The organism is Intestinimonas sp. RTP31139st1_F5_RTP31139_211217, assembly GCF_040226735.1.
Lineage (GTDB): Bacteria > Bacillota > Clostridia > Oscillospirales > Oscillospiraceae > Intestinimonas > Intestinimonas butyriciproducens.
The window spans coordinates 117,436-143,690 of record NZ_JBCOAQ010000002.1 but is presented as its reverse complement, the minus strand read 5'-3'; the positions used below and the strand labels follow the sequence as shown (position 1 = coordinate 143,690).

Annotated in this window: 40 protein-coding genes; 9 read left to right on the top strand and 31 right to left on the bottom strand. The window is 52.0% G+C overall.

Annotated features, from left to right (window positions below; genetic code table 11):
• Positions 1–89: 89 nt before the first annotated feature.
• From ABUA09_RS03015 to ABUA09_RS02975, 9 genes are all read left to right on the top strand, one after another.
• A complete protein-coding gene (locus tag ABUA09_RS03015; RefSeq protein ID WP_044940933.1) occupies positions 90–1,043 on the top strand; it encodes an ABC transporter permease in 954 nt (317 codons plus the stop codon).
• Positions 1,040–1,846: an ABC transporter permease gene (locus tag ABUA09_RS03010; RefSeq protein ID WP_044940936.1), complete on the top strand. Its 807-nt coding sequence runs from the start codon at positions 1,040–1,042 to the stop codon at positions 1,844–1,846. Before ABUA09_RS03015 ends, ABUA09_RS03010 begins: the two co-directional genes overlap by 4 nt.
• Positions 1,839–2,627 (top strand): ATP-binding cassette domain-containing protein, encoded by a 789-nt coding sequence (locus ABUA09_RS03005; protein WP_044940939.1) that lies wholly within the window; start codon positions 1,839–1,841, stop codon positions 2,625–2,627. Before ABUA09_RS03010 ends, ABUA09_RS03005 begins: the two co-directional genes overlap by 8 nt.
• On the top strand, positions 2,615–3,316 hold the full coding sequence (locus ABUA09_RS03000) for an ATP-binding cassette domain-containing protein (RefSeq protein ID WP_227127341.1): 702 nt from the start codon (positions 2,615–2,617) through the stop codon (positions 3,314–3,316). The genes ABUA09_RS03005 and ABUA09_RS03000 overlap by 13 nt, the downstream gene beginning before the upstream one ends.
• Before the next feature lie 16 nt (positions 3,317–3,332).
• Positions 3,333–4,949 carry a nickel ABC transporter substrate-binding protein gene (locus ABUA09_RS02995; protein ID WP_044940945.1) on the top strand — a complete coding sequence of 539 codons (1,617 nt, stop codon included), beginning with the start codon at positions 3,333–3,335 and terminating at the stop codon, positions 4,947–4,949.
• Between the two features lie 91 nt (positions 4,950–5,040).
• A complete protein-coding gene (locus ABUA09_RS02990; protein ID WP_080744451.1) occupies positions 5,041–5,409 on the top strand; it encodes a metal-dependent transcriptional regulator in 369 nt (122 codons plus the stop codon).
• Between the two features lie 18 nt (positions 5,410–5,427).
• Positions 5,428–5,724, top strand: coding sequence for a winged helix-turn-helix domain-containing protein (locus ABUA09_RS02985; RefSeq protein ID WP_024729837.1), 297 nt, complete (start codon positions 5,428–5,430; stop codon positions 5,722–5,724).
• A gap of 727 nt (positions 5,725–6,451) precedes the next feature.
• Positions 6,452–6,865, top strand: coding sequence for a sigma-70 RNA polymerase sigma factor region 4 domain-containing protein (locus tag ABUA09_RS02980; RefSeq protein ID WP_044940951.1), 414 nt, complete (start codon positions 6,452–6,454; stop codon positions 6,863–6,865).
• Entirely contained in the window at positions 6,855–7,037 is a 183-nt protein-coding gene (locus ABUA09_RS02975; protein ID WP_009258011.1) for a helix-turn-helix domain-containing protein, read from the top strand. The genes ABUA09_RS02980 and ABUA09_RS02975 overlap by 11 nt, the downstream gene beginning before the upstream one ends.
• Positions 7,038–7,282: 245 nt before the next feature.
• Here the strand turns inward: ABUA09_RS02975 and ABUA09_RS02970 are convergent, their stop codons facing one another.
• The 31 genes from ABUA09_RS02970 to ABUA09_RS02820 all read right to left on the bottom strand — a co-directional run bounded on the left by ABUA09_RS02970 (position 7,283) and on the right by ABUA09_RS02820 (position 26,253).
• Positions 7,283–7,981 carry a hypothetical protein gene (locus tag ABUA09_RS02970; RefSeq protein ID WP_192933245.1) on the bottom strand — a complete coding sequence of 233 codons (699 nt, stop codon included), beginning with the start codon at positions 7,979–7,981 and terminating at the stop codon, positions 7,283–7,285.
• A gap of 75 nt (positions 7,982–8,056) precedes the next feature.
• A complete protein-coding gene (locus ABUA09_RS02965) occupies positions 8,057–8,380 on the bottom strand; it encodes a hypothetical protein (RefSeq protein WP_044940953.1) in 324 nt (107 codons plus the stop codon).
• Positions 8,377–9,510, bottom strand: a complete 1,134-nt coding sequence (locus ABUA09_RS02960; RefSeq protein ID WP_044940955.1) for a DUF4313 domain-containing protein — start codon at positions 9,508–9,510, stop codon at positions 8,377–8,379. The genes ABUA09_RS02965 and ABUA09_RS02960 overlap by 4 nt, the downstream gene beginning before the upstream one ends.
• Positions 9,511–9,566: 56 nt before the next feature.
• A complete protein-coding gene (locus ABUA09_RS02955; RefSeq protein ID WP_044940957.1) occupies positions 9,567–9,839 on the bottom strand; it encodes a hypothetical protein in 273 nt (90 codons plus the stop codon).
• A 13-nt stretch (positions 9,840–9,852) separates the two neighbouring features.
• On the bottom strand, positions 9,853–10,455 hold the full coding sequence (locus ABUA09_RS02950; protein WP_044940960.1) for a hypothetical protein: 603 nt from the start codon (positions 10,453–10,455) through the stop codon (positions 9,853–9,855).
• On the bottom strand, positions 10,424–10,795 hold the full coding sequence (locus ABUA09_RS02945; RefSeq protein WP_157838657.1) for a hypothetical protein: 372 nt from the start codon (positions 10,793–10,795) through the stop codon (positions 10,424–10,426). The genes ABUA09_RS02950 and ABUA09_RS02945 overlap by 32 nt, the downstream gene beginning before the upstream one ends.
• Positions 10,792–11,031, bottom strand: coding sequence for a hypothetical protein (locus tag ABUA09_RS02940; RefSeq protein WP_044940963.1), 240 nt, complete (start codon positions 11,029–11,031; stop codon positions 10,792–10,794). The genes ABUA09_RS02945 and ABUA09_RS02940 overlap by 4 nt, the downstream gene beginning before the upstream one ends.
• An 18-nt stretch (positions 11,032–11,049) precedes the next feature.
• Positions 11,050–11,487, bottom strand: a complete 438-nt coding sequence (locus ABUA09_RS02935; protein WP_009258019.1) for a hypothetical protein — start codon at positions 11,485–11,487, stop codon at positions 11,050–11,052.
• A gap of 174 nt (positions 11,488–11,661) precedes the next feature.
• Positions 11,662–12,051 carry a type II toxin-antitoxin system death-on-curing family toxin gene (locus ABUA09_RS02930; RefSeq protein ID WP_009258020.1) on the bottom strand — a complete coding sequence of 130 codons (390 nt, stop codon included), beginning with the start codon at positions 12,049–12,051 and terminating at the stop codon, positions 11,662–11,664.
• Positions 12,048–12,299, bottom strand: a complete 252-nt coding sequence (locus ABUA09_RS02925; RefSeq protein WP_009258021.1) for a type II toxin-antitoxin system RelB/DinJ family antitoxin — start codon at positions 12,297–12,299, stop codon at positions 12,048–12,050. Before ABUA09_RS02925 ends, ABUA09_RS02930 begins: the two co-directional genes overlap by 4 nt.
• A gap of 117 nt (positions 12,300–12,416) precedes the next feature.
• Positions 12,417–12,965, bottom strand: a complete 549-nt coding sequence (locus tag ABUA09_RS02920; protein ID WP_009258022.1) for a hypothetical protein — start codon at positions 12,963–12,965, stop codon at positions 12,417–12,419.
• A 37-nt stretch (positions 12,966–13,002) separates the two neighbouring features.
• A complete protein-coding gene (locus ABUA09_RS02915; protein WP_044940966.1) occupies positions 13,003–13,872 on the bottom strand; it encodes a hypothetical protein in 870 nt (289 codons plus the stop codon).
• A gap of 64 nt (positions 13,873–13,936) precedes the next feature.
• Positions 13,937–14,098, bottom strand: a complete 162-nt coding sequence (locus tag ABUA09_RS02910) for a hypothetical protein (RefSeq protein WP_157838658.1) — start codon at positions 14,096–14,098, stop codon at positions 13,937–13,939.
• 37 nt (positions 14,099–14,135) lie between these two features.
• A complete protein-coding gene (locus ABUA09_RS02905; RefSeq protein ID WP_044940969.1) occupies positions 14,136–14,630 on the bottom strand; it encodes an adenylosuccinate lyase in 495 nt (164 codons plus the stop codon).
• Positions 14,623–15,303 carry a hypothetical protein gene (locus ABUA09_RS02900; RefSeq protein ID WP_044940973.1) on the bottom strand — a complete coding sequence of 227 codons (681 nt, stop codon included), beginning with the start codon at positions 15,301–15,303 and terminating at the stop codon, positions 14,623–14,625. The genes ABUA09_RS02905 and ABUA09_RS02900 overlap by 8 nt, the downstream gene beginning before the upstream one ends.
• A gap of 43 nt (positions 15,304–15,346) precedes the next feature.
• Complete coding sequence (locus ABUA09_RS02895) at positions 15,347–15,703, bottom strand: hypothetical protein (RefSeq protein WP_044940976.1); 357 nt, start codon at positions 15,701–15,703, stop codon at positions 15,347–15,349.
• Positions 15,704–15,733: 30 nt separating this feature from the next.
• On the bottom strand, positions 15,734–16,339 hold the full coding sequence (locus tag ABUA09_RS02890; RefSeq protein ID WP_044940979.1) for a DUF6809 family protein: 606 nt from the start codon (positions 16,337–16,339) through the stop codon (positions 15,734–15,736).
• Positions 16,340–16,459: 120 nt separating this feature from the next.
• Positions 16,460–17,230 (bottom strand): methyltransferase, encoded by a 771-nt coding sequence (locus tag ABUA09_RS02885; protein ID WP_009258028.1) that lies wholly within the window; start codon positions 17,228–17,230, stop codon positions 16,460–16,462.
• Positions 17,231–17,262: 32 nt separating this feature from the next.
• Positions 17,263–17,718, bottom strand: coding sequence for a hypothetical protein (locus ABUA09_RS02880; RefSeq protein WP_024729853.1), 456 nt, complete (start codon positions 17,716–17,718; stop codon positions 17,263–17,265).
• A 12-nt stretch (positions 17,719–17,730) separates the two neighbouring features.
• A complete protein-coding gene (locus tag ABUA09_RS02875) occupies positions 17,731–18,171 on the bottom strand; it encodes a DUF7659 family protein (protein WP_044940982.1) in 441 nt (146 codons plus the stop codon).
• Positions 18,172–18,352: 181 nt separating this feature from the next.
• A complete protein-coding gene (locus ABUA09_RS02870) occupies positions 18,353–19,036 on the bottom strand; it encodes a YkgJ family cysteine cluster protein (protein ID WP_110503322.1) in 684 nt (227 codons plus the stop codon).
• A 96-nt stretch (positions 19,037–19,132) separates the two neighbouring features.
• A complete protein-coding gene (locus ABUA09_RS02865) occupies positions 19,133–19,381 on the bottom strand; it encodes a hypothetical protein (protein ID WP_044940987.1) in 249 nt (82 codons plus the stop codon).
• 35 nt (positions 19,382–19,416) lie between these two features.
• Positions 19,417–19,956, bottom strand: coding sequence for a sigma-70 RNA polymerase sigma factor region 4 domain-containing protein (locus ABUA09_RS02860; protein ID WP_044940989.1), 540 nt, complete (start codon positions 19,954–19,956; stop codon positions 19,417–19,419).
• Positions 19,957–20,054: 98 nt separating this feature from the next.
• A complete protein-coding gene (locus ABUA09_RS02855; RefSeq protein ID WP_349933138.1) occupies positions 20,055–20,900 on the bottom strand; it encodes a hypothetical protein in 846 nt (281 codons plus the stop codon).
• A gap of 41 nt (positions 20,901–20,941) precedes the next feature.
• On the bottom strand, positions 20,942–22,015 hold the full coding sequence (locus ABUA09_RS02850) for a DUF932 domain-containing protein (RefSeq protein WP_009258035.1): 1,074 nt from the start codon (positions 22,013–22,015) through the stop codon (positions 20,942–20,944).
• A 32-nt stretch (positions 22,016–22,047) separates the two neighbouring features.
• Positions 22,048–22,863 carry a hypothetical protein gene (locus tag ABUA09_RS02845; RefSeq protein WP_044940996.1) on the bottom strand — a complete coding sequence of 272 codons (816 nt, stop codon included), beginning with the start codon at positions 22,861–22,863 and terminating at the stop codon, positions 22,048–22,050.
• Positions 22,864–22,972: 109 nt separating this feature from the next.
• Entirely contained in the window at positions 22,973–23,485 is a 513-nt protein-coding gene (locus ABUA09_RS02840; protein ID WP_238723748.1) for a single-stranded DNA-binding protein, read from the bottom strand.
• Positions 23,486–23,654: 169 nt separating this feature from the next.
• Positions 23,655–24,260, bottom strand: coding sequence for a hypothetical protein (locus tag ABUA09_RS02835; protein ID WP_044941001.1), 606 nt, complete (start codon positions 24,258–24,260; stop codon positions 23,655–23,657).
• Between the two features lie 168 nt (positions 24,261–24,428).
• Positions 24,429–24,917, bottom strand: coding sequence for a hypothetical protein (locus ABUA09_RS02830; protein WP_044941004.1), 489 nt, complete (start codon positions 24,915–24,917; stop codon positions 24,429–24,431).
• Entirely contained in the window at positions 24,914–25,615 is a 702-nt protein-coding gene (locus ABUA09_RS02825; RefSeq protein WP_009258040.1) for a hypothetical protein, read from the bottom strand. The genes ABUA09_RS02830 and ABUA09_RS02825 overlap by 4 nt, the downstream gene beginning before the upstream one ends.
• 62 nt (positions 25,616–25,677) lie before the next feature.
• On the bottom strand, positions 25,678–26,253 hold the full coding sequence (locus ABUA09_RS02820; RefSeq protein ID WP_044941006.1) for a sigma-70 family RNA polymerase sigma factor: 576 nt from the start codon (positions 26,251–26,253) through the stop codon (positions 25,678–25,680).
• Positions 26,254–26,255: the final 2 nt, after the last annotated feature.

Sequence of the window (26,255 nt, the reverse complement as noted above, 5' to 3'; positions counted from 1 at the left end):
GCGGGGGTATCTGCCAGAAAGCGCATCGAGTTCGGTGCGCTTTTTCCTTGGCAGATGATTAGCAGTAACTAACTTTTGGAGGTGATCTTATGGCACAGCGGACCAGACGCTATCTCATTCGGCGGGCTGTTGTCGTCCTGCTGACCTTGTTTGCGGTCACGCTTCTTTCTTTTCTGCTGATGCGCCTCTCTCCCATTGATCCGGCCACAGCGTATGTGAAGCGCAATTCCGCCGTCGTCACCCAGGAGCAGATCGACGAAGCACGCGTCATGCTGGGCCTGGACAAGCCGCTGCCGGTGCAGTATTTCGATTGGGTGGTGGACGCGCTCCACATGGACTTCGGTATTTCCCTGGGGACAGGAAACCCGGTGACGGAGGAATTGGCGAAAACAGTACCCGTTACACTGACGGTGGTGGCCTATTCCGCTGTAATCATGTCCCTTGGGGTCCTGGGGGTGGGGATGCTGGGGTATCTCTGGCGGCAGAAAGCCGGAGGCATGATTCTCTCATTCCTGACCATGATCGGCATTTCCGTGCCCGGCTTCTATCTGGGGACTGCTTTCATCGACCTGTTTGCGGTGCGGCTGGGCTGGATCAGCGTCTCGGGGAACAGCGGTTTTGCTCGCTACTTTCCGGTGGCGCTCTGCCTGTCGGTCCTGGGGATCTGCTTCTATGGGCAGATGCTGGCGGCCTCTTTGGAACGAGAAATGGAGCAGGACTATGCCATGTACTTACGGTGCCGCGGACTGAGGGAAGGGCGCATCCTTCTGTTTCACGCATTCCCCCACGCCGTGGTGGACCTCTTACCCAGCTTCGCCCAGATGCTGGGGCTGTGCCTTGCCAATGCAGCCATTGTAGAGCGGGTGTTCTCCCTGTCCGGGCTGGGCTACCTGATCATTGACGCGGTGGTAAAGCGGGACTCGCCGGTGATCCACGCCGCAGTTCTGGTGTTGGCGCTGACACTGGTGCTTTTGGACACAGCGGCGGAGCTTTTACAATATGGCCTGAGAAGCGATATGCGGGCCGTGGGAGGCCGGGCATGAGAAAACATTCTTTTGTGGCAAAGGCTGGGCTGATTCTGCCGCTTCTGGTACTCTGCGTCTGTGCTTTTGGATTCCTGCTCGCCCCCAATGATCCCGATCTGGTGGATCTGACCAAGAAATTTCTATCCCCCTGTTCGGAGTTCCCTCTCGGCACGGACAATCTGGGGCGATGTGTGCTGTCCCGCCTGCTCTATGGCGGACGGACCACACTGGGGATCGTCCTGGTGGGCTCCGTCACGGTTTCCGTGTTGGGAACGCTGGCCGGCCTGCTCATGGGCGGCGGAAAGAACGGCAAAAACCTGATTTTGGAGGGGGTACTGAATGCGGTCACCGCAATCCCGCCCATCGCTTACCTGATCATTTTTATTGCCGCCTGGGGCAACAGCGTGTTCACTATGGTAGTGGCGGTGTCGGCCTCCCTGATGCTGCGGGTCATCAAGCTGGTCCAGACACGGACCGGGATTGAGCAGGGGAAAGCCTATGTGATGTGCGCGGTGGCCTCCGGTGCAAGGCCGCGCCGCATCCTGTTTGTCCATATCCTCCCCAATCTGGTCTGGGATGTCCTTCACTTTATCTGCCTCTCCTGCGCGGATATGACGCTGTCCATCGTCAGCTTTTCATTCATTGGCTTGGGCATGGGCGACAATGTAGTGGACTGGGGCAGCATGGTGTCGGAGACGCACCACTATCTGCTCTCTTATCCCGGCCTCACGCTGTACCCGGTTTTGATGATCGTGGTGTGTACCATGGCATTCCATACGCTGGGGCGCTGGATCGAAAGGAGGGTGTCCGCTCGTGCTTGAGGTACAAAACTTATCTGTAACGGCCCGGAACGGCGCCCAGCTTTTGAAGCAGATCTCTTTTCAACTCGAGACCGGAGAGGCTGTGGGCCTGACCGGGCAGAGCGGAGCGGGCAAGACCACGCTGCTCAAGGCCCTGCTCGGCATTTTAAGCGGCGGCTGCCAGGTCAGCGGCGGTACGATCCAGGTGGACGGACAATCGCTATGGGCCCTGTCCCCTCGGAAGCGTCGGGAGCTGTGCGGAACGACCCTGGGCTTTATCCCGCAAAACCCAATGACCGCCTTTGACCCCAGGCTCAAGCTGGGGCGGCAAATGGAGGAGACCCTGCGGTTGAGGACAGGCGTCTCCGGGAAAACATCGCTGGAGCGGGCGGAAACGCTTTTGGCGGATTTGGGATTGTCCCAGCCCCGGCGGGTGCTCAACAGCTACCCTGCCCAGCTCTCCGGCGGGATGCTGCAACGGGCGGCGGCCGCCCTGCTGCTGGCCCTGCATCCCAGATACATTTTAGCCGACGAGCCCACCTCCGCACTGGATGCGGAAAATCGGACGCTTTTGCTGGAGCTTCTGGAACAGCAGCGGGAAAGCGCTGGCATCTTGTTTATCTCCCACGATGTTGCCGCACTCCGCGCCCTCTGCGGGACGGTCTATGTGATGGAACACGGGATGCTGACCGAACAGGGGACGATGCAGGAACTTTTGGAACACCCAAAGCAGGCGTGGACCAAGGAATATGCCGCGGCAAACCGCCCGGTGAACAGGGAGGGATGGACATGGACGGACTGATTGCCGAGCACATCAGCAAAACCTACGCCGGCGCGCATGGGCTCTCCTTTGCCGCGCTCCGGGATGTGTCCCTTCACCTGGAGCCCGGTTCCTTCACCTCACTGGTGGGAGAGTCCGGCTCCGGGAAAAGCACCCTGGCCCGCCTGCTGGTCGGCATGGAGCCACCGGATCAGGGGACGATCTCCCTGGATGGAGAGGACACCTCCGGCTGGAACGCCGAGAATTGGAGAAAGCGGCGTACAAAACTCCAGGCGGTCTTTCAGGACGCCAGCGGGACGCTGAATCCCATGCGCTCTGTCCGCAGCAATGTGGAGGAGGCGATGGTCAATCTGACCTGCCTCTCAAAGCGGCAGCGCCGGGAGCGCATTGGCGAACTCATGGAACTGACCCACATGGAGGAGCGGCTTTTGGATGTCCCCGCCCGGCAGTTATCCGGCGGGGAGCAGCGGCGGCTCTCCCTGGTGCGGGCCATGTCCATCCGCCCCAAGTATCTCATTCTGGATGAAGTGCTCAGTGGTTTGGATTTGATCTCCGCCGATGCCGTCATGCGTGTCCTGGAACAATACCATCGGGAGTTCGACTGTGCTTTTTTGCTTATTACCCACGATATGGACAGCGCCTACCGCCTGTCCGACACCATTCTCACGATGCAAGCCGGACAGATTGTCCGTGTTGGCATAAAACAGTAATGAAAGGAAGAAACCCATGAAAAAGAGATTGCTTTCTCTTGCCCTGTGCGGCGCACTGCTCTGCGGCGCACTGGCAGGCTGCGGTGGAAATGAGACGCCCTCCACCTCGCAGGAACCGTCCTCCAGCCAGACGGCGGAGGAGCCCAAGATCCTGACCACTGCGGTCAGCGCGGAGCTGAACACCCTCTACCCCCTCAACATGGATGTGCAGAATAACATCGGCACAAAGCTCTGCTATGAGGGCCTTGTCAACTATGAGAACGGGGAGATCGTCCCCTGCCTGGCGGAGAGCTGGGAGTTTTCTGATGGCGGGAAGGCGCTGACCTTCCACCTGAAAGAAGGAGTTACTTTCCACGACGGAACGCCGTTCAATGCGGAGGCGGTCAAGACGGACTTTGAGTTTGCACACCCCAATCCCAATTTCAGCAATATCTCCGCTGTGGCCAAGGTGGAGAGCATTGAGGTCGTGGACGAGTACACGGTGACATTCCACTATCCCGGTCCCTACTTCGCCTATCTGATGGACTTTTGCTATCCGGAAACCATGGTCCTGGTATCTCCCGCCGTACTGGAGGAGGGGAACTACCAGTCCATGAATGGTGTGGTAGGCACCGGCCCCTATGTGTATGAGGAGATCGTGGACGGCGACTATGTCCGTTTTGTCCGCAACGAGAACTACTGGGGAGAACAGCCCTACTATGATGAAGTCATTGTCAAGTACATTCCCGACGCCTCCGCCCGGCTTCAGGCGCTCCAGAGCGGTGAGATCGACCTGATCTACGGCAGCGCACTTCTGACTTGGGATGACTATCAGCAGGCCACCTCCCTCCCCAATATCGCCGGCGCGGTGGCGGAGAGCGACTCCAAGACCCGCAACCTGGTGCTCAACGCCTCCGGCGTTCTGTCCGATTTGAAAGTGCGCGAAGCCGTAGCCTACGCCATCGACAAGGAAACCCTTTCTGAAGGGCTGACCTATGGCGAGGAAACTCCCGCCGACCACCTGTTCCCCGACGGCATCCCCTATACGGATGTGGAGCTGAATGTGGTCCGTACCTACGACCCTGAAAAAGCCAATGCGCTCCTGGATGAAGCCGGGTGGGTACTGAATGAGTCCACCGGTATTCGGGAAAAGGATGGGCAGGCACTGTCTTTGAAGTACACCTATGACTCCGGGGACGCGCTGAATAAGTCCCTGGCTACGGCGGTCAAGAGCCAGCTGGCGGCGGTAGGGATCAATGTGGAGACGGAAGGCCAGGAGATGATGACCTGGTGGCAGGAAGGCGTTGCCGGAAACTATGACCTCATCATGTGGAACACCGAGCAGCCCTATACCAGTCCTCACAACTACTTCATTCCCATGCTGTCCCGCTCTCCCCATGTGCCCAGTCTCCCCGCTGTGGAAGGCAGCGACGAGTTTCTGTCTCTGATTGAGGAGTTCCAGACTACGGATGACAGTGCCAGGGTTCAGGAGATTTTCGATGAACTGCTGAACTTCGACAACGACAATGTGTTGGATCTGCCCCTGCTGTTCGTCAAGGATATGATTGTCTACAACACGGACAAGATCGCGGGCTATGATTTTTCCAGCACGCCCATGTTCTTTGATGTGCGGCTGATCCAGCCAGCGGAGTGATGGACTATCAGAATATGAGACAAGGAGCCGGCCTGCTAAGACCGGCTCCTTGTCAAAGGATGTGTTTCCAAAGGAAAGGGGGCAGATTTGTTTGTCGTTGCACCAGTCCGGCGAGGACTACTTGGAAGCTATATTGATGCTCCAGAAAGAGAAAGGCATGGTGCGCTCCGTGGATGTGGCCCGGCACATGGGGGTGTCTAAACCCAGTGTATGCCACGCAGTAGCAACCTTAAAAAAGGGCGGTTTCCTCACCATGGACGGGGACTTCTTTCTCCGCCTGACTGATGTGGGCTGCGAGGTAGCCGAGCAGACCTATGAGAAACACTGCTTCTTTACCCGCTTGTTGACGGAGGCGGGTGTCGATCCAAAAACAGCGGAACAGGAGGCCTGCTGCATGGAACATGTGATTAGCGAGAATAGCTTTCGGCATCTAAAGCAAAGTATGGACAAAAAGAAATAGTCGCGGGAGGTGAGGCTGTTGACGGGGGTAGCTGTACTGCAATATGGGAATTTGCGTATTGACCCAAACCAACGCAGGGTCTATGTAAATGAACAAGTTGTGGAGTTAACTACAATGGAGTTCAATATTTTATATTATCTGGCCTTACACCCCGGCTGGACTTTTACCCGGGAGCAGCTTTACCAGTATGCAATGCCCAATGATTTTGCCTCTGGCCTTGAAAGCGTTACCAGCCGGATCTACAAGATACGGAAAAAACTAAATATCAATGCGATTCAAACGGTACACGGATACGGTTATCGCTTTGAGAAGTAGAAGTAAAAGGGAGCGGCCTTTGTTGATCAATGAAGGCTGCTCCCTTTTGCCGTGTTGAAAATTGGAATTAAAATGGAAAAAGTGAAAACTTAGTCAGAATTTGGTCAGATTTACCGAATACAATGGAGATAAATTCTAACCATATAGGCAACTTTCGAAAACGGGAGGAATGTGTATGAAAACTAAAAATCGAAATAGCAGAGGGAATTTTAAGTTGCGTTAGGCGGTCTTATTCTTAAATGAATGAGGCCGCCTTTTCTTTTAATTCCCGACAAAATTCTACAAAAAAATCAAATTACTGAACCTGGATCATTGGCAGACCTGCTGCCCGCTCTAATGGGCAATGCAGGTTCGTGTGCAAAGTGCGGTTCAGATGGCAAGGAGCCAAATGCGCATGGAAAGTTTGAAAACCATGCACATAAAAAGGTTCGTCGCCCATCTGCTTACATTTCGACACACAGTTTACTATCGAATATGGTTCTTCTGCCGCCCTTTTCGGAGGACAGGGCGGGAACATCACAAGACAAGCGACAAGCCTCCTCCTGCGGGCGTCGGAAGTCGTGACGGACTTCTTTATGTGTATCACACAGCCGATTGCTCACCTTTGTGGTGTGTGGTCGGCTGTGTTGTTTTATATAGAACACGAAGACGCCCATTAGTTCGGTGCCGATCCCCTCCAAATGTTCAAGATTCCCAAAAATTCTTGAACGATTTGGAGGACAAGACCATGCGGTATCGAAATAATGGACAGATAGAGGAAGAACTACAAATCAGATTTACAGGTTACTTAATCCAGGCAGTAAAACGCACTCGGCGCGATTACCTGAACATGCTCAACCAATACAGCAACAGTGAAATACTGACCGATACAACCTATACCACAGGACAGACTTTGGAACAAGAGGTTACAGAGCACCTTCCTCTATGGGATGTGATCGAAAGTAATGCGCTCTTCTATGCACTCAAGCGGTTGAATGAACGCGAGCGGTATGTGTTCCTGTCGCATGTTTTGGACAACTGCCCTTTTGACTTGATTGGTGTAAGACTGGGCCTGACTTATAAAGGCGCAGCTGCAGTCTATTACCGTGCTGTTCAAAAGTTGAGAAAAAGTATTGAGGGGGTGGAAAAACATGATATTTGAACAACTGTTGTTTCAGGCAAAAGAAGGTGATCTGGAGTCAATTACCGATATTTTGAATATGTATCGGCCCTTACTGCTCAAATATTCTGTAATTGACGGCCGGCTGGATGAGGATCTATACCAGGAGCAGTGCATTACATTGATGCGAGCCATCAAACTGTTCCGAATTTGAATTTATGAGAAAGGCTCCGAGACCTTTTGATCTCGGGGCCTTTCCCGTGGATTCAAACAGGATGTACTAAGAGGAAAAAAACAAGCGCACAGCAGTAGTTGGATGCTGCTGTGCGCTTATTCCGACATAACCTGTGGGCCTCACCCGAAAAGGTGAGGCCACACTGCGGTAAAACTTACCCTACCACGATTTCCTTTTTACCAGATCGCTCAGAAAAGAATCTCTGCAAAATGCTTATTGCAATTTTATTGCTCCTCTCCAGCGGCAGCCTTATCATAGTAGTAGATATAGGCGTTGTAATCCCGAAACCGAGTGATCAGCCGAATCCGGATGTACAAATGTGCCGTTTCAGAATAGAGGTTAAATTCAGTCGGATCACTGGTAGTCTCGGCATATCGGCAGAAGCGTTTCATGGTCTCCAGCGTCTTAAAGGCCGGTAACTTGAACAGGGTGTTTTGAAACTCATCGATCTCCTTTACCAGTTCTGGCGGCGTCTTTTTGCCGCTCTCATTGTGCCAGGTTGTCCACCAGCGGTATCCATCGTAATCCGAACGGGAATAAGCAAGTTCGCTGACGGGGCGTTCGATGAGCTGCATCGGAGGCTTGTAGGTGTGCTTGAACACTTCTGAAAAAGTGCAGGTCTGCACCAGATAACAGGTGGACTTTTCTGCGCTTTTCTTCAGATGTCCAGACTTGACGGCATCCCACTCCGCAAGGGGCAGGGGCGTATGGGCGGCATCCCGAAGGGCCTCATCCATGCCACAGGCTTCACAGATCTGCACATCCGCATAGCGGCTGAGGGCATTGACCATCAGGTGGGCTGCCAGAAGAGAGCCACACCGCAGGCATTTGGGAGGGGCCGCTGCATCGCCATGAGCATAAAGCTTTTTGTCTTGCTTCCAAGCGGCTTCCAGTAATTCTTTGGGATATAATTTGATTTTCATGGTAATGTCTCCTGACTTTGAATTTATGTTCAAAATTATATCGAGGTCTTCCCCCTGCTTCATAAATTGTTCAATCTATGCAACAGATTCGCTCATCGAAAAAAGAGTTCGCAGAGTTGCAGCCAGTTCCGTGCGGTTTTTGCAGGGGAGGCGATGACTGACGCCACAGTTATGCCCTTCTGAATTCATTTTGCAGATGGTGACACTCAACGCAGAGCCGTCGTGGCAGATCCACATCCGTCTGCCAGCAGCCGGGTCTTCTGCCACAATCCAGAGCGGGCGCTGGCGGGTCATATAAGACTGGTTGGCAGCCCGCCACCCGCTGTAATCAGAGTAGTGGAAGCCTGGAGCATCTAATTTGCGTTGGTTTAGCACCAAATAGACTTCCTTGTACTTCATGCGCTGCACCTCCCTTCCTGCAATGATAGATATTCAGCGTACCCCTCCGGGTCCAGTTCACGCAGGCGGTCTGCCCGGAAGCGGTACTCTGGATACTCACAGTAACCACTGCGCTGCGTTGCTCCGGTAGGGATAGCCAATCCGTGGCGGATCAGCCAGACCGGGAAATCGGCATCGCCATTGGTATCGATGAACGCGCAGTCTTTCCCCCGTTCCCCGTCCAGATTGACCGTCAGAGAGGCCCAGGGCTCCGCATAGCCATTTTCCCATGTGTGCATGGCAATCGCCAGGTTGCCGTCCATATAGGCGGATACCTTTAACTGGATAGGATGGACAGAGCCATACTTTTCATAAGGGAAAGTAAGAGGCCCTTGCCTACCCATGGCCGGCATTGGTTTTTGGGCTGGAACTGTACTGATGTTGGGTGTCAGATCCAGTTCCCAGCATATAGCGAGAATATCAGAATCGTCCACACGGTAGTTATATTTTTTGGCATACTTGGGGTGGAAGAGAAGCTGACCGTTCTCCACAACAAATTTGCCTTCCTTGGTGCCATAGGTGTACTGGCGGCCATCCAGAAGATGTTGCACCTTTTTGGCGTCCGCTTTGATCTTTCCTTTGTCGTACCATGTGGTGTACTGCACCGCAACCTCAAGATTAGGGTTTGAATGAAAGCGGGTTTCTAAAAACTGCAGGACACGCCCGCAGACTGCCGCCCGCTGTTCGACGGTTTGGGCTAAATTAAAGGACAGTGTGAAATACGAATAGTCACGCCCGGACAACCCATAGCCGTGAAGTGTATTGCTGAAGTCGTTGCACCAGAAAAACAATTCCCAACGGGAACTTCCATAAGGCGCCGGATCTTCGGATTCATACTGATAGCAGATAAACTCCCTGGCAATGGCCGCCATGACAGAGGCCATCACAGCGTTTTTTGACTCAGCTGCCCGTTTGATCCTGCGGTGCGCCTCGTCAGGGCCGTCATCGCAAATCTGACGGTTTGCCTCCCGCTGCTCTGGGGTGTAGACATATTGGAGTCTAAGCGAATGGACATCTTCCCGGGCATAACCCCGGTCAATCCATTTTGCGCTGGAACTTTTGACAGAAGATTTGTCATGTAATATATTCATGGTGATTCTCCTTTTTGATTTGATGTAAATGCTTGTCGATAACTCGGCGAAGGTAGTCAATGAAAATTTTCATCGCAGTGACGGCCGGCCCCGCCATATTCCAGCAGGGCATAGTCGATACACCGGGCCGTCTCGCCCAAAGTGTTTTTCACGGCTTCTTCCACCACATCATCCGTATCTGGGCACTCCTGTTCGTTGTTAAGGCGTGTCAGCTCGTGGTGCAGCTCTTTCATCTGCTCTGGCGTTACCGGCTGGTCAGTTTGGACCAGTACATCAGCAAAGTCGCCGCAGCCATCAACATTCAATTCTCGGATCAGCAATACTCCCATAAACGATCCTCCTTCAACGGTCCTCGTGCCAATCATAAAGCAAAAGATCATGGCTGGAAGCCCTCGGTGGGAGAACAGCCGCCCGAAAACGATAATTTGTAAATACAAAGCCAGTGGGTTTGTGCGTGTACTGGACGGCAAGAATGTGATACTCCCGGCCCATCCAGTCGGCAGATTCCAGGACCTGTTCGGTTTCATTCCCAAAATCAAGGGCAAAAATCCAGTTATCCTGACAGCTGCTCGGGTCAGAGTAAGGCTCCCCGCCCGGCAGGAACAGGAGCTTTTGTTTCATATCTTCATAACTGTGGAGCCCCGGGTGTTTATTCAAGAACGCTTGTGCCAGTCGTTCCCTAAAGGTATAGAAGGGGATGAATGGTTTTTTGCCCTCGAAGTCCCCGTTTCCATCCAGAGCGATCACCTGCCCATCCGAGATGATCTCGATGATAACATCCTTTCGGATGCGGCAATCATTTTGATAATCATCCGGGGTAGAAGTGTACCATGTGCCATCAACCGTATCACGGTTGCAGTAGTAATAGGGTTGGTTTACAGATTGGAACACATCCTTGCAGAAGCCTGTGTCTTCAAACAGAAAAGTGAGCTGGATCGTTTTCATTCGAGTTTCCTCCGTAGTAATAATCATAGATTTTTCTTAGACCGCGCCGTATTTTGGCTTTGGTAGGACTGCCGGTGGCGATTCTCTGGCCAGAGCCAAACGCTGGCCCGAAAAACCAAATTTCGTAGTGGGTGCAGAGATGCCGCCCTTTTGTGTGGGCGCTTGAAACCGACCACATATAGGCGTCGCCGGACACCGTAAACTCCTTGGGATAGCAATATTCCCGCATTCCATCCGGCGAGAAATCATCCAGCGCCGCGGCATTCCCGGAACGGGGGTCTGCTTGCGGCTGAACGACCTCCCGAAGCCAGAGAAGAAAAGAAGACTCCCCGGCGCTCATACCGATTCCTCCGGCTTGCCGGCCTTTTCATAGTAGACCTTGCGAGTGCCGGCACCGCGAACTTGGAAGATAAAACCGGGCACCATCTCAGCCATCTTGTCAGCATACATTTTGGCGCGGCCACAATCTGGGATCAGCGTAGCATAAACCAGGCCGACCCCAACTTTTCCTTCATGCAAATTTATAGCGCCATAACAGCGGGCTCCAATTTTCTTCCCATAGACGATATAGTTCATCGCTTCCCGCCCTTTCTGTTAATACCAGATGAAAGTCTGGCCGCATAATACCTGAATGCGGTCCATAATGGCATCAACTTTCTTTTCGGAGAGGGGGACAGCTGCATTATTCCAGTGCCGAATCAATTCTTCCAGTGTGCGGTCTGGCGCCGACACACAGAAATCACAGCAAAAGTTATAGAGCGGCTGCCCGGTATAGGCTTCAAAGACGCTTTCAGTACCATCAGCAATCCGCTGTCTCTGGTTCCCACTGTAGTTGATACGGCCTAAATAGGCGGCGCCATAGCGTTCACGGTAGGCATCAATTATTTTGCGGTTCCAGTCGTTGTAGGTATCGTCACATTCGCGGATACCGAGATAGCCGCCGCAGCTGGCAGCATATAATCTCTGCATTTGGCGATAGTAGGAGAGGGCGTCTTTGGATTTTTGAATATGCACCTGTTGTTCTTGTTTCATCAGGGTAACCTCCTTAAAAAACAAGGGACCGGCAAACAGCAAATACACTGTTTGTCGATCCCTTTGTGATAGTGTCCCTTGCCAAATAGAAAGGCGTTTGTCAAATAAGAAAAAGTGTAGAGTTTTATTTCTGTGGAGCAACATTGAAAGTATCAATGATACAATACTGGCAGATCAATCAGAAAAATCTTTTAGGTGCTGAATGATCCATGCTTGCAGCTCGTGTTCTCCCGCACTGCCATTTGCAATAGAGATAAACATATCCGCAAGTTCGCCGGGCTTCAGTTCAAGAACATAGCCGTTCCATTTCAGCAGCAACTGCGTCATCATTGCGCCAATCCGTTTGTTACCATCAAGAAAGGCATGATTGGAGGCTAGTCCAAACCCTATTCTGGCTATTTTCGCAAGATCCGTTTCAAAAAGGTCAAAACCGGCAAAGGTTTGCAACGGAGCATTGACTGCGGCTTCCAGACTATTTCGGTCCCGAATACCGTCCAAACCACCTGAAGCTTTGATGATCCTGCTATGGACGGCGATAACATCTTCAACCGTCACCCAAATCATTCCGCCATCCTCTTATAGTCGTCAGCGAAAGAACTTAAAACCGCATCGGTATCCGCCAACATCTGCTCCCTTGAAATTTCCGCAGATGGTGTGTTAAGAGTTAAAGGAAACGGCATTCCATTATTGCGGACAAAGGCATTTGCAAAAATGTTGAATGCGGTGGATGTGGATATGCCCAGCTGCTCGCAGATGGCGGCCATTTGCGCTTTGACCTGACTATCTATTCTAAATGTCATATTGGTATCCATATAATCGACCTCCTTGCACTACAATTATACTACATATCATGTGCAAATGCAACGAGTAGGATGCTTAATTGAAGAAGGCCACGGGAACCAATCGTCTTTGAGGGAGTGCTGTATCATCTATGCGGCAGCTTCTGCGGGAGGCAGCTCGTTGATGATGGGAGCGGAAAGTAAAATGGCCGTTTCGGTATCTTCCATTAACAGCCACGCACCATCGCGCCAAACACAAGAAGTTGCCTTGTTGTAAATCTCCGGGACCTTATTGGGATCGTCGATGCACTCGCGGGTAACGAGCAGGCACATGTGATCGAGGTAGAAATAGTGAAGAGATTTTTCAATTTCCTCTCGTAAGGTATGGGCCAGGGCTGCAATTTCGTCCATATCCTGCCGCTGAAAAGCAGCCTCGGAAATCTTTTTCAGGCACTGTGTTTGCTGAATTGCTGCATCAATGTAGGTTTTGGCCTCGTCAAACAGGCTGCGCCGGATACGAATATCACATAGAGCTACATGACGGGTGTATTCGGTGGCCGCTTTGCAGATTTGCCCCCGCAGTTCTTCATAAGGTTTTTGGTACTTTGTTTTCAGCACTTCCAGCGATACGACTTCCAGATTTCTCCGAAGGGTATCCAAATGAATTTCAAGTGCCTTGCGTAATTCTTTTTCGTCCATAGTTTTCCTCCATTTCACAACAGAAATCACCAGCGTCCTATTTTTGTGAGGATGCCTGCTGATCATCCTGTAAAATATCCTGTGCGGCCTTGGATACTGCATCCCAGTAACACTCCCAATAGGTATCGCAGAGATCCAGGTAGTGGCTGATGCGCCCTTTGATGCCCGCATTGTGCAACAGTTGTTTTTTCTGATCTTCTGTCAGAGCCAGATACTCCGGCAAAGCTTGAGCTTTATCAAGAAAATCCTCCCGTGCGCACTCATCTTCATAGGCTGCCGCCACGGTGCGTATAAATTCAGGAGCCAGCGGCAGAGGCCGTTTTTCAATGGAGAGGTAAAAGTGGTTTTCGCAGTATTCCCCATCCAGATAGCACTCATAGCTTTCTGCGGTTTCTTCCTCTGCAAACTGACTCTTTTCACGCCATTTCTCAATGCAGCCGCTCTCCAGTTCGTTTTTCAGATCGTCATGAAATTGCCGCTGGGCATCCATTAAATTAGTGAACGGAGCCTCATAAGAGCCAAATTCCCCGTCAGTGGCCCAGTGCGAGACGACGACATAAAGCGTACCTTGGGGATACGCCTGCTCGGGAACGGCCAGAGGCGTCAACATTTCAGGCGCCATGATGACCAGTTCCAGCCCTAAATCCCCCACACGCTTTGGCGCACCATAGAGTTCAGAAAAAGTCTGCTCCAGTGCGCGGCGGGCAGCGGAAAGGCACGGCGGGTCAAATTTACAATAGATGTCCGGCGTATCATTTTCAGTTTCCCGGTCATCATCCGTGCGAATTTCAAGGATGCGCCCGAAGAGCCCGCTGTACTCACTCGCTTCATTGGCGAGGACGCGGCTGCCTACTGTGTAGGTGATGTTCTCATGTGAGAATTTCTCACCCGGTTTCTTATAAATCATAGTTCATTCCTCCCTTGATGGGGAAAAAGCAAGTCCCCTTGATTCATCAATAAATGTGCCTTTATTATCCGCGTCGAAAATGACGGCACCGCTCGTAAACATGAAAATGAGCAGTGGAATAAAAGCGATATGCCTGCTGCTTTTTAGGCGGCAGCAGCCAACGGCGGATGGGCCGCTTGGCAGTACCGCAAACTGCAGGCTTTTGGCTTTTGAAGATTTTCATCATCCATATCCTCCTTGATAGACTGTACGCGAAATGGTGATCACCCTTCCTCCATGTCCTCGCCGGCCTCGATGATACCGCGCTTCCGTTTCAACTCCGCGATTTTTCGCTCCCACTCTTTCTGCGACTGCTCGGCCCGTGCCCGTTCAGCTTGCTGATCTTCCGGGGAGAGTGCAGAAAACTCCCACTCCCGGCGATCTGCGTCAATATCCGCCATGATGCGGCGCACCAGGCGCAGAGCCAGTTCGCTCTTTGTCGGCGGCAGCTGCTCCATGGCAGCCTGCCCCTGCTGAAAAAGAAGCCGGTACCGGTCGTATTGAGCCTCGGTGATGAAACCCCATCCGAAGTCATCCTGGAGTTCCCGCTCGCTGTGGTATTGCATCACTTTCTCAAATTCAGCCTGCCGGACAGCGCCTTCTTTCTCCACCGTCCGGGCATATTTTGCTTCTATGCGGCGCAGATCTTCCAGCACCTTTGTACAGGCTGCCGCCTCCATCAAATAGCCGTAATCCCGCGGTTTTAGATACCTACTCATCCAGCACCTCCGTTTGCTCATCATCACAGCTTACCAAAGGGCAAGCGTAACTTTTATCAATGCTGGGCATGGTACATCCCATATCAGGATCATGACAATCACAATTCAAGCAGGGAACCAGTGGCTCCGGCTGAAGCCGGATTCCCAAAACGATGAATTCACTCCATCTTCCGCAGTGTGGGCAGGGGATTGTCCCGTTGTACGCATGGTCGATCTGCTCTTGTGTAACGGGGGAAATCTTATGGCAGCATTCGTTCCGCACATATACGATATGAGCGGCTCGCCAGACTTCTGGACGGTATCTCTTATTGAAAGGAAGGTAGCCGCCCCATTGCGGATTGTCAAAAACCCGGTCGATGTGTAGCTGAAGGGCTTCTTTTCGCAGTTCAGCGGCTGATGCCCCGATATAATTGTGTTCGCTGCACCATTGGATCAGATGCTTTAGCAGATGTGTCTCCCCATCGCGTTCGATGACAGCCTCCGCCAGCCTGCACCAGTCCTTTTCTTCAATCTCCCCAAGATTGGTTTTTACACCGTCCCACGGAAAACGCTTTTTATACCGGCCGGAGCCCGTGCTGTTACAGCGGAATACGCCGTATTGCCAGCGAATATCCTCATAGGTGATGGAAGAAAGGTCTACTCCGCTGGGTAGATGATAGTCTTCATATTTCATAGTTTTCAGTGCCTCATAATTTTCACAAAGGTCAGACTTTGCTTTACACAGTCTGAACGCTATTGTGAATCTCTCCGGTTTGCGCGGGGCCAGCAGACGCATTGGTGTCTTGGCAGGGGCTATCCGATGGAGGAATCTCGCCTCTCAAAACAAAAGGAAGAACTGCGTTCCAACTGGTCAGGGGAACTGGATTGCCGTCTATTTCCCGCAGAGCCTCATCCATCCAGCACTTTTCGCAGATATATGCATGAGCGTATCTGCTCAAACTGTTCAGGAAAAAATACAGCCCGGAGTATAATTCGTTGCGGCCGCATCGCGGGCAGAGAAGCTGCTGTTCCGTCTCCTGCAGAGGGCAAAGACGCTCAAGAAATCTCTTTGCTTCGTCTTCAGAAAGCTTCATATTGTGTCCTCCATTGCATTTCTTAAAATTTTATTGGCACCAACTTGGCCGATGCCGGTATAAGGTCAAGCCTGTTATGCGATGGATCTCTTTGTCGTTGGTGACTTGAATGAATCCTTTTTTGCGGGCCACAACCCTGACTTCCTCATTCATATCAAGACAAAATACTTGTTCCCCGTCCATCTTCCGGAGCTCTTGCGTGGTGAGGGGAACTTCAGCGGCAAATTTGTTTTCAGGCGGTATAAGCCCGGCTACCAGCATTTGTACTGCGGTCTGAAAACCGGACTCAAAAGCCTGCTCGGCCACAATGCTGCTGCACTCACCGGCGGCAAGCTGGTACGCTTCAAAGGCGGCCATGGCTTCCGGGGAATTGCCCATTTTCTGGCGCAGGAGTTCCTCTGCCATTGAAGCATTATGGTTAAGCTGCTTCTGGTGCTCGCTTTGTGTTTTGAACACGCTCGGCTCATAATCTCCATAGTAGAGGTCATGAAGGAAATCCGGATCAGCGACAAAATCGGCTGATAAGGACTGCTTGGGAGCAGACAGGTTTTCGGCGATTCGCTCCAGAGCCTTGATGAGACTGGGCAGCTGGGAATTAAAAAATCTGCGGCCATATTCTGTTTCGTGCAAATTCAAAATTCGTCACCTCCATATAGAGAAAAACCGCCAGTGCCTTCGGGCCTGTAGCGGTTTATGTGAGGCCCCAGAACAGGGACCGGCTTCTTGGTTGTTCATGAGGACAAACCGCCTGCTCCTTTAGGCGGCAGAGGTATCTGTCCCTGCAAAGTCACAACATACGATTTCGCATATTGGCGCGGTGCAATGCCAGTCATTTTTATAGTAGGCCGTGTCGATCCCTTGGTTAAACTCCAATAAAATCCCAGTCCTTTTTTCAAATGTTCTGGCACGCCCTTCCTGAAGCCAGCGATGGTCTTCCGTTCCGCTATATACGAATGGCGCGCTCATTTGCGGTATTATGAACGCACCTTCCTTTGCAATACGGGAGGCCGCCTCTATTACCATATATTCAAATTCGCCGCTCATGTAGCTTTTGCGGTAATTGTTTGCAATTCGGCCAAACGGCGGATTTGCAATCGCGAAGTCAAATTGGCCCAAGAGGTCAGGCAGAAAGGGATCAAGAACATCCGCGCATATCCATGTGGCCTCTGGCACAACTTTTTTACCAACCTCAACATAGTGCGGATTCAGTTCTACACAGGTAATATCGGCATAGCAGCGGCTGCGGTCACTGCATTCCAGCTGTGCCGCATAGCTCAGTACGCCGATTCCAGCACACAGGTCGATAATTCTGATCGTCTTTCCGTATAGGCACGGAATCTGGAGAGTAAAATCGTTGGCAAGTCCAAAAGGAGTAAAAAATGCACCGGACTTGCTATTGATGTGCTCCGCGTCTTCCCGGAAATTTTCAAAGATAAAAAGCTTATCTTCGTGGGAAAGGTGTTCTTTCTGCAGGAGACAAACCGCCTGATCGTGGAGCTGAATTTCTCTTTTGGTCAGCTTACTCATGGGTATCCTCCATTTATGTGGTTTGGTACAGTTTAGACAGTGAAACCTTCCATACTGCAGCGAAGAATGCAGTAGTCGGTCCGAAGGCTTTTCATGTGCCGCAGAATATCTTCTTTGGACTGGTAGCCCTCCAAATTCAATACCTGCCGTTCTGGACACCCCTTCTCGCTGGTCAAGTTGCAGTACCAGTACCCGCTTTTGGTCTGGTAGACCTTCCGATTTCTCTTGTGACCGGGAATCGTGAGCGTCAAATGCAGACCGCCGACGCCATACTCTGCATGAACGAGCATAAAAGTCGCTTTATACAGCTCGCGTTCTTCCTTTTCTACAAAACCGCAGAGATCAGGCAGCCTGGGGCACCTTCCAGATGTGTGGGGCATATCGCGCCGATTCCGTTGGAATTTTCCCCGGCACCAGCAATCCCGCACCTCGCATTTTTCACAATCCACAGCGCCATGAAGCGGTGGGAAATAGTGTTGCTGCTCCATCACATGGCCTCCTTAAAAACAGTCATTCTGCATTACTTTTTGGCAGGCCAAGTCCAAACCAGCTTTCAGCTGAGGCATGGCCTCCATGTATTGGGGAGTGATACCCAGGGCATCAAGCGTGTCTTGAACATCGCCGGTATAGCCGTATTCGTGGTTGGAAAGTTCAGTCAGGAACATTTCATAAATGAAATTGTCTCCAGCTTTATCAGCGGCAATGGCCTCCTCAAGCTCCTTGCGGTGCCGGGCAAACATTTCATGTAGCTTCGGCGCATCGCTTTTGCGGTAAAATCCACCGGTGCCAGCGATAGCATACACCTGATTCATGTCGGAAGGGCGCAGGCCGAGCCGGCGCATTCCCTCTGCGAACTGCTGTTTATCGAACGCAAAAAACATGGGAAAAGCGTTGACTTCCTCCTGCTGGCGATTCCGCAGCTCCTGATATTGATTTTTCATATTATGCGGCCTCCTTTTTCATCCGCTGTACAGACAGCCTGACACGCCATTCATCCGGGCGGGGCTGACTGCGGCAAATCCGTTCTAAAAGGTCTTTATTCGCACAAACAGCATATTGCTTCCACTGAGGCCCTGGCCCTTGACGGGTCAGGTGCTCCAAGGCATACATCATCACAGCACCCTACCTTTCCACCTCGAATTGCCGAAGCTTTTCTAACAGCAGGCGGGTGTTCTGCGCGTATTGCTCAAGGAACGGCTGATCCAAATCGAAGTTATAATATCGGTAAAACAGCACTTGGAAGGTCATCTGTTTGCATAGTTCCGGAGAGATCGAGCGCATCCGCTTACCGATTTCCGTGATAGCGGCATATTCCTGTTTCAAATACTCTTTCTCCACTCTGGGGAAATTGCGATAAAACCAGTCTTTGACGGAAACCTTTCCGCCGTTGAAATGATACTGCTGATTGCGGTCAAAGCAGAGGCAGTATTCAAAATCACGGCCCCGCTCGCCGGGTCCTACAGAAAAGGGATAGAGCCGGCAGGTCCGTGGGCGTACCTCGTAGATGCTGCATAATCCATCCTTCAGGAAAATACAGGAATCGTCCGGCCCCGTGGTTTTCAGCATGAAGATGGGAAAGCACTCTTGGGTCAGCGGCATAGGCTCGCAGTATCGGGTCAACACATCGTCTATAGTGCAGATGTTGGGATCACAGCCACGCAAATAGTTTGCCAACCGGTAGGCATCCAGGCTCTCCACCATCAAACTATCCTTGATATGACGGCAGCATTGTCCACACCTGCGGCACTGGTAGTCCACACAGTCTTTGGCATGAACGGACACTACTATTGTTTTTTGATCATCCATGACAATCCTCCGAAAAAAGGGCCGTGGCGGGAAATCCGTCACGGCCCAAAACATATAGGACAAGCTCTGTTGTCCCGGTATCTTCTTACAACCGCTTTACGCGCACGCGGCCAGACTCACCATCGGGAGCGGGTTGCAGGCCGCCAGCGGAAAAGGGGCCATTGAGAGGCAGTAATTGGAGTTGAGCGTTTCAAAGCGTACCATATCATCCGACTGATCGTGGATGACTACCACACGGGAGGTATGATAGATCTTACCACCCGCGTGAAGAAGGGCACCCTGCCCAATCACCAACGGACGCAGAAGTGCTCCGTGCATCACAATAGATTTTTTTGATTTCGTCATATACTTCGACCTCCATTCTGTTTGTAAGTGGATGGTTACTCGCGGCACAACCTCAAAAACACAGCATGGACCTCATCAAGAAGTTCCTGGATGCGCTTCATCGGTATTTTTTCGTGGCTGGAAATCTCCCTGATGCCATAGCCGTAACCCTTCATGCGGACAATTTTCATCTGTTGTTCGGAAACATGGGAAGCCAGGTCATGAAGCATCTGCTGCATTTCAAATTCCTGCATGAGACTGTCCTGACCCGGCAGCACCTCTTCCAGCGGCACGCCATCCGGATATAGGCCCAGATGGATACTGATAACTTCTGCATTACGCTTGCGGCGTGCTTGGGAACGAAAATAGTCGTAGATACATAAACGCATTCGATGCATAGCAATAGCAGCAAATGAATAGTGCTGCGCCGATTCATCAGAAAAGTAATCTTTGACAGCCTTCAAATATGGAAAAATAACTACATCATAGAACTCGTTCTCCGGCAGATGGTTGTCATTGAGAAATTTATAGACCAGGCCATGGTGTTCAGCGGCAAAATCCTGCTGTTCCTTTGTCAACGGTACTTCACACAACATAAATTTTCCTCCGTTCTAAATAAAAAAGGGATACCTCCGACTTACGCCGGAGGTGTCCCTTGATGATGTATCATGCGGCATTGCCGCAACAAAAATAGTTACGCCGACAACTGTTCATAGTCGCCGTTGATCTCGCCGACCACATAGCTTCCATCCGAGGCCGGGGCCGCAGTGGCAGATTCCGGGATCTCATAGTCGCAATCGTTGGTCTGCTGTTCTTCATTGATCAGCGCCCGCTGAATATTGATCGCCTTGATCTGCTCCTTGAAGACATTGGCATAGGCGCGGATCTGGGCCAGCTCTTCCCCCTGGAAATCACGCAAAAGGCGGAAAGTTGCAACGCTGTAATCATTGCTGCCGTTGCTATCTTTCTTGAGGCCGATCTGGACCAGACTGCCATAGGTGGCACGCTGGCGATAGACAAAAGCCCTGTTCAGGAACTCCTTGAACGGCCTGATGCTGGTGGGCGGCAGGGAGACCAGCAGAGGCATATACTCACCACTGCGCAGCAGATAGAGATGCCTCATATTCTTGCACGCCTTGCCGCGGCCGCCATCCTTGGCCGATCCATACGCATTCATGGGGCAGGTAGCACACGCACCTCCCGGTACGCCAATCCCTGTTTTGCCATCCACAGAGGAGCAGAGCGGTTTGGTGTCTTCGTCATACTCGCTGCCTTCCGGCCACAGAGTATAGGCAGAGTGGTTGTAGAGGATGATGCCCTCCAGCGTCCGGGTATAATCCGGATTGTCGGGATCTTCCGTGGGAACTTCAAACTGCAGGGCGCCGCCGGCGGGGATCTTCACCCGCTGGAAGCTCATCATCTGAAGTCCATCCGCATCTTCTGCGATCTCATCGCGGCTGAAGTCGCCCTCCACCATCGCCGGAAGCAAGAATTTGTTCTGCTCGTTTGCGGCCACCATAGAAGTGTTCTGTTCGTACATAGTTCGTTCCTCCTGTTAATTTTTTGATGGATGGCAGCTATTTAAGCGGCCATCTGGTTGATTCGGCTCCACTGCCGTGCCGGCATGGAGAGAATGTTGTAGCCGATGCCTTCCAGCGCGGTTGCCCGGTCATAGTCCTTAACATCCTGGCTGTGGCGCGTTACGGCGTTGGACAGACCATATAAGGTCAGATCGTTGCCTTCAATCAACCGCTGCAGCACACCGGAGCTTTCATCGTCCGTGATGTGAAAATCCTTGCTTACGAGCTTCACAATGCCAGGGACAGCGGCAGTATTCATGGGGGCGTCCTTGGCTTCCCGCATCATGTTGACCACACGGGTAAAGCGCACCTCATCTACTACGGCCCGCACCGTGTCCTGGATCTTCATGGCGAAGGCTTTGTCATCGGCCTCCAGCGTCTTTTCCGAATACAGCTGGTAGTTCTCCGAAGCCTCATTGACACGGCCTACATGGTTGCGGCGCGTCTGGGCGTCGTTTACCACCATACCGTTGCTGCACACCAGACGATAGACCAGCGGCTGGATGCTCACCGAGCCCAGGCCTACCTCGCTATTGCTGATAATAATACCGGACTGCACGATGTCACCGGGTACGACCTCTGCCTCCAAACGGGTGTTGACAACCTTGATGTACATACGGCTGTCGGTGAGCTGGCAGCTCTCGAAGTGCATCCCTTCCATCTCCTGAAGGACTGGAAGGACAATCCCGGCAATATCGAGGTTGTCGATACGCCGGTAGCGGTTGCTGAGAAACGCCCGCGCTGTGCCGTCTATGGTGCGAACCATACGCACAGCCGGCTCCCGCTGGAACCAGGCATTCACATTCTGCGCCAGCAGCTCGGGGTATTCCTCCAGCATCTTGTCATAATAGGCTGCCGGGATCTTGAGGTGCGTTCCGATCTGCCTGTGTGCGATGGCGTTGACCTCCAGCGGCTCCACGGCATAATCACCGGATTGGTCGTAAGCGTTGAGATACAGCCCGCCACCAAAAGGCTCCAATCGGAGACTCCGGGTGTCCAGCATATAATCGGCCTTCAAATCGTTCTGCCGCTGGATTTCCTGTGCCATTTCCACAAGACTGATCCCTGATTTCATGTTATTTCACTCCCTTCTCATGACGATGGCGGTCACCAGGAGACCTGGATGCCCTGCGCTGTTGTTTCAGCAGCCAGACCGTTGCTCTCAAACACTTCCACCAGACGAGGCCAGTAGACCTTTGCCGGAAAGTTGGAAAGATGTTCCTGCGGGACAAGCTCTTCACCCTGCTGGATGCAGATGTCCCCGTTTTCTTTCAGTGTGAGTTTGCTGTGGCCGCGTGAGTTCAGGTCAGCAATCAGCGTCTCCATGACTGTGCGCCCGTTGTTCTCATACCAGATACGCGGGTCGATAGGCTGCTTGTTGGGCGGGATGTCTGCCTGTTCCCCCTGTTCCGTCCCCGCTTTAGACAGCGGTACGATCTTGAGCAGGTCACAGCGAATGGTTGCGTCCTTACCGAAGGTGATGTCCGCATGGTCGAACGCCTCCACATTGTAAAGGCGGATACGCCCTGTGCCGTTGCTGCGGATCAAATCCGCCGGTCTCTTTTCACACCACTCAAAGCAGGCGTTGGGAAAAGAGGAACGCAGATAAGTCAAAATCCGGTGGTTGGCATAGCGGAGCAGCAGATCGTCTGGTACAGGCCCTTCAAGCTCCGGCACCGTAAAGGTGTTCTGCGCGATACCCTCGGCATGGAGCTGGCGTTCCCTCTGCTGACGCTGACGGCGGCGCTTGGCCTGCTGCATATAGGGGAGCAGGAGGATCAGCACGACCCAAAGCCCCCAGAGGGTAAATACCCCTATCAGAAGCCACGCTTGCCAGGGTCCGCGTACCAAAGCCATGATGGCGATGACAGCACCGATCAGGATTGTGATGCTGCCGCTCAAAAGTCCTTTGTCGTTACTCATGTTGTTACCGTCCTTCCTTTTAAGTTTTGCTTGAAAACAAAAAAAGGGACCGCACCAAGCTTCAGTTCATTCTGAAAACTTGATACGGTCCCTCTTGCAGTGCCGGATTTTATTCCGGCAGGGATTCGCGGTCGCCGTCCATTACCTCAGAGGGGGCTGGAGCGGTTGCCGCCGCGTCAGAGTCATGCTGCTCATGTTCCGCTTTTGCTCTGGAAGATTGCCCAGGAAGAAAGCCAAAGTCCGTCAGCCATACTTTCAACTTTTTGACTGTGGCCCCGTCCTTTTGCCGTACATCCACCAGTTTCTGCGATCCAGTGAGCCAGATCATGCTTCCCTTTTTGACCTTGAGCCGTGTGAGCCGGGCAACCTGGTCGCCGCGGGCCCATACTTGATAGAAGTTCGGATGTTCACCTCCGGAGCGTTCCATCAAATCAAAACAAACATACGGCTGCTTTGACTGGCTCTCTTTGGGAGTAAGCTCGTGCATGACTCGGCCAAATACATAGATTTGTGCCATAACACTCCTTTCTTCGCCATCGGCGTTACTATCTATATATAAAAAGTGCCAGCGGATACCAACCCGAAAAGGGCGTGGCAATACCACTGACACTTGATACAGCATACAAACTTAACTGCGTGTGCAATGCAGGGCTTTTGGCCTTGCGGTACAGATGTTTCATCTGTATCCCACATGGGGAACGCACAAAAATCAATTACAAATTAAGTTTAACACCATATCTTGTATTTGTCAAGTGATATAATACTATATATAGATATTTTGGCCCGGCGAGTTACAATATGTGGTTCATGTGGCGGTAGTAATCATCCAACAGGTAGAATTTCAGTTCCTTGGCCCGGGGTGTACCATAGTTGAAGGTCAGCGCATAGAGATTGCCTGTTCCATCTATACCGAGGGGGCCGAGCCAGCAGTTAGCAGTGTTGCCGTTGAGATACCAGAGCTGAATGTCCTGGTAAGCATATTCCGAAACAAGCCCTGATGCGGCCAGACGCTGGGCGTCTTCGTCTTCAATCAGGGTGGAGGAAAGAAAACGGCGGTAAAGTTCATCCGGCAGGCCGAGAGCCTGTTGGTAGGTCAGCGGATTTGGGTGATTCAGCCACCAGCGGGTAACATCTTCAAAGGTGCGCAGATGCGGTTTAGCTCCAAGCGCCCGAAAGCTGCGGATGAACGATGTCACCTTGTCCGGGGATGGCGCAGAAGGGATCGGGATTTCACGCACTTCGTTGTCTGAGAAGGAAAAGGCAATCCGCTCACCGCATCTGTCCTCCAGGATGAGTGCGGAGCGGGATAATGGAGAGACCAGAAAGTGTTCCATAGCAAAGGTATGATCCAGAAACTGTTGGATTTTGTATTGCTCAATCGTGTGTGGCTTGTACATGGGGGTAGACCTCCTTTTTAGATTCTACCTATTAAATAGGGAAAATCCTCCGTTTTTCTGCAGCAAAATCAGACTTTGTAAAAATAGCGGATAGAAGAGTAAGAAAAAGAGATACGATGCTGTGGTTGTGGAGCCTGCACCGTATCTCTTTCCTATTTTGCCGTAGGTTTAGCCGTTCTCCTTAGCCTGTTCCTCTGGGACAGCCGGCTCACCAAGGGCCTCATATCCCAGGAAGCTGTTGGTGGAGAGAGCCGCGTCCAAATAGTCATTCCCGACCACAGGGCGGCTGCCGGTTTGAAAGTAGAAACGATATCGGGCGCCAATCTGAAACTTGGCGGACTTACTTAACAGTAAAGTGCGCTCCGCGCCTTGTTCATCTATCAGTTGGATTTTGCGATACCGCCTTATCACAGGAGAGATAACGCTGGAGCAGACGCCTTCTACGATCTCATACTGGCCCCGGGCGATGGTGCTCCATAAGCTCCTAACCAGTACCAGAGAGGCAAGAAAGATTATGCTGCCCAGTACCAGCAGGATATGGTCTGTGGTAATAATGAAGATGATTAGGCTGAGGGCAATGCTTGCGAGCCCAGCCAAAAAGGTCAACAAAATCTTTCGCCGCAGCACGAACGGGAATTGGTTCCATTGATTCTTCATGTGGTAATCCTCTCAAAAATGATTTGCTGGCGCAGGTAGAGGTTGGCAACGGCCAGCGTTACTGCCTGACTGCTCCGGCTGTTTTTCATTATGCCGGCGATATTATAGCAGGTGGTTTCGTCGTCGCCGTACACGGCCTCCATCAAGAACTGCTCATTGGGAAGATAGGCAACATCCTGCTCTACACACTTGATGATCTCGGCGGTGGACAGCAGAGCTTGCTGGGCCAGCCTCATAACACGGGTCTCATAGTCGGTACGCCGGTCTTTTTGGAATAATTTTAGCGCCTGTTGAATAGGGACTCGGCGGCCTGCCACCAGTTTGACAAATGAGATGCTCCTCATCAGCATTGATCCGCTGGCTGGAATAATGCCGAGAGAACTCAACAAATCATACAGAGCATCGTATTCCGTTTCACCGCAGCCAGATACCAGCAGACCTCGGGTGAGCAGCCGATTTACGCAGGCATCCCAAGAGCGGGAAATACAATCTCCCAGAGAGGACACCAGCTTGTCACACTGGAGGGAAATATCCTCTCGTTTAGAAATTCGCCAGTTTAGGGCGGTCCAAACGACCATTTCCTGCATATCCACCATGTAAGTTTGCCCGCCCAAGCGAATGACCGGGCAGGACCGGCCACAGCCATTCGTTTCCCGGTCCAGACGGCCGATTGCAGTATATAGGGTATTCTGTTCCATTCATCAGTACCTCCTTCTTTTATATATCCTTTACTGCGGAAAGGCCGCGGTTTTCAACAAATTCAGAGCAGGCTTTTCAGAAACTTGGAGTCTCTGCGCAGTTTTGCGGTGGAACGCGAGATCCATGCCCCCACATGGGAGGGCGGCACCTGATAAAGCTCCGCAATGTCTGTGACCCGCATTCCTTGAAGTTTGAGGGCAAGCGCCTCAATGCCAAGCCGGGTTACGCCATCGTAATCTTTTTTACAGGCATCCAGCAATGACAGAGTTTCTATCAGAGATACTTGGGTGTCAAAGGCGTCGGGCCGGGACTCCAGGGCCTCTCCGTCTGCCGCCAGTTCTCCATGTTCTCCAATAATAAGCCTGCTGAATTTTTTCTTCCTGTTGCAGATCGCCCGGCAATAGGACAGAAGCCCGTTTTTAACGACCGTTTTGGCGTAGGTAGAAAACTGGGCCCGTCCGTCATTCTTATAAGTAGACGCGGCTTTACAGAGCCAAAGGCACCCCTCTTGGAACAAGTCTCCATATTCCATACCGCAAATAGTTGGATTAACATGGATGTAGTCACAAATAACCCAATGTACGATGGGAAGATTCCGGGCAACAAGTTCCTGCTGCTGTTCTGTTAAACTGGTCATCG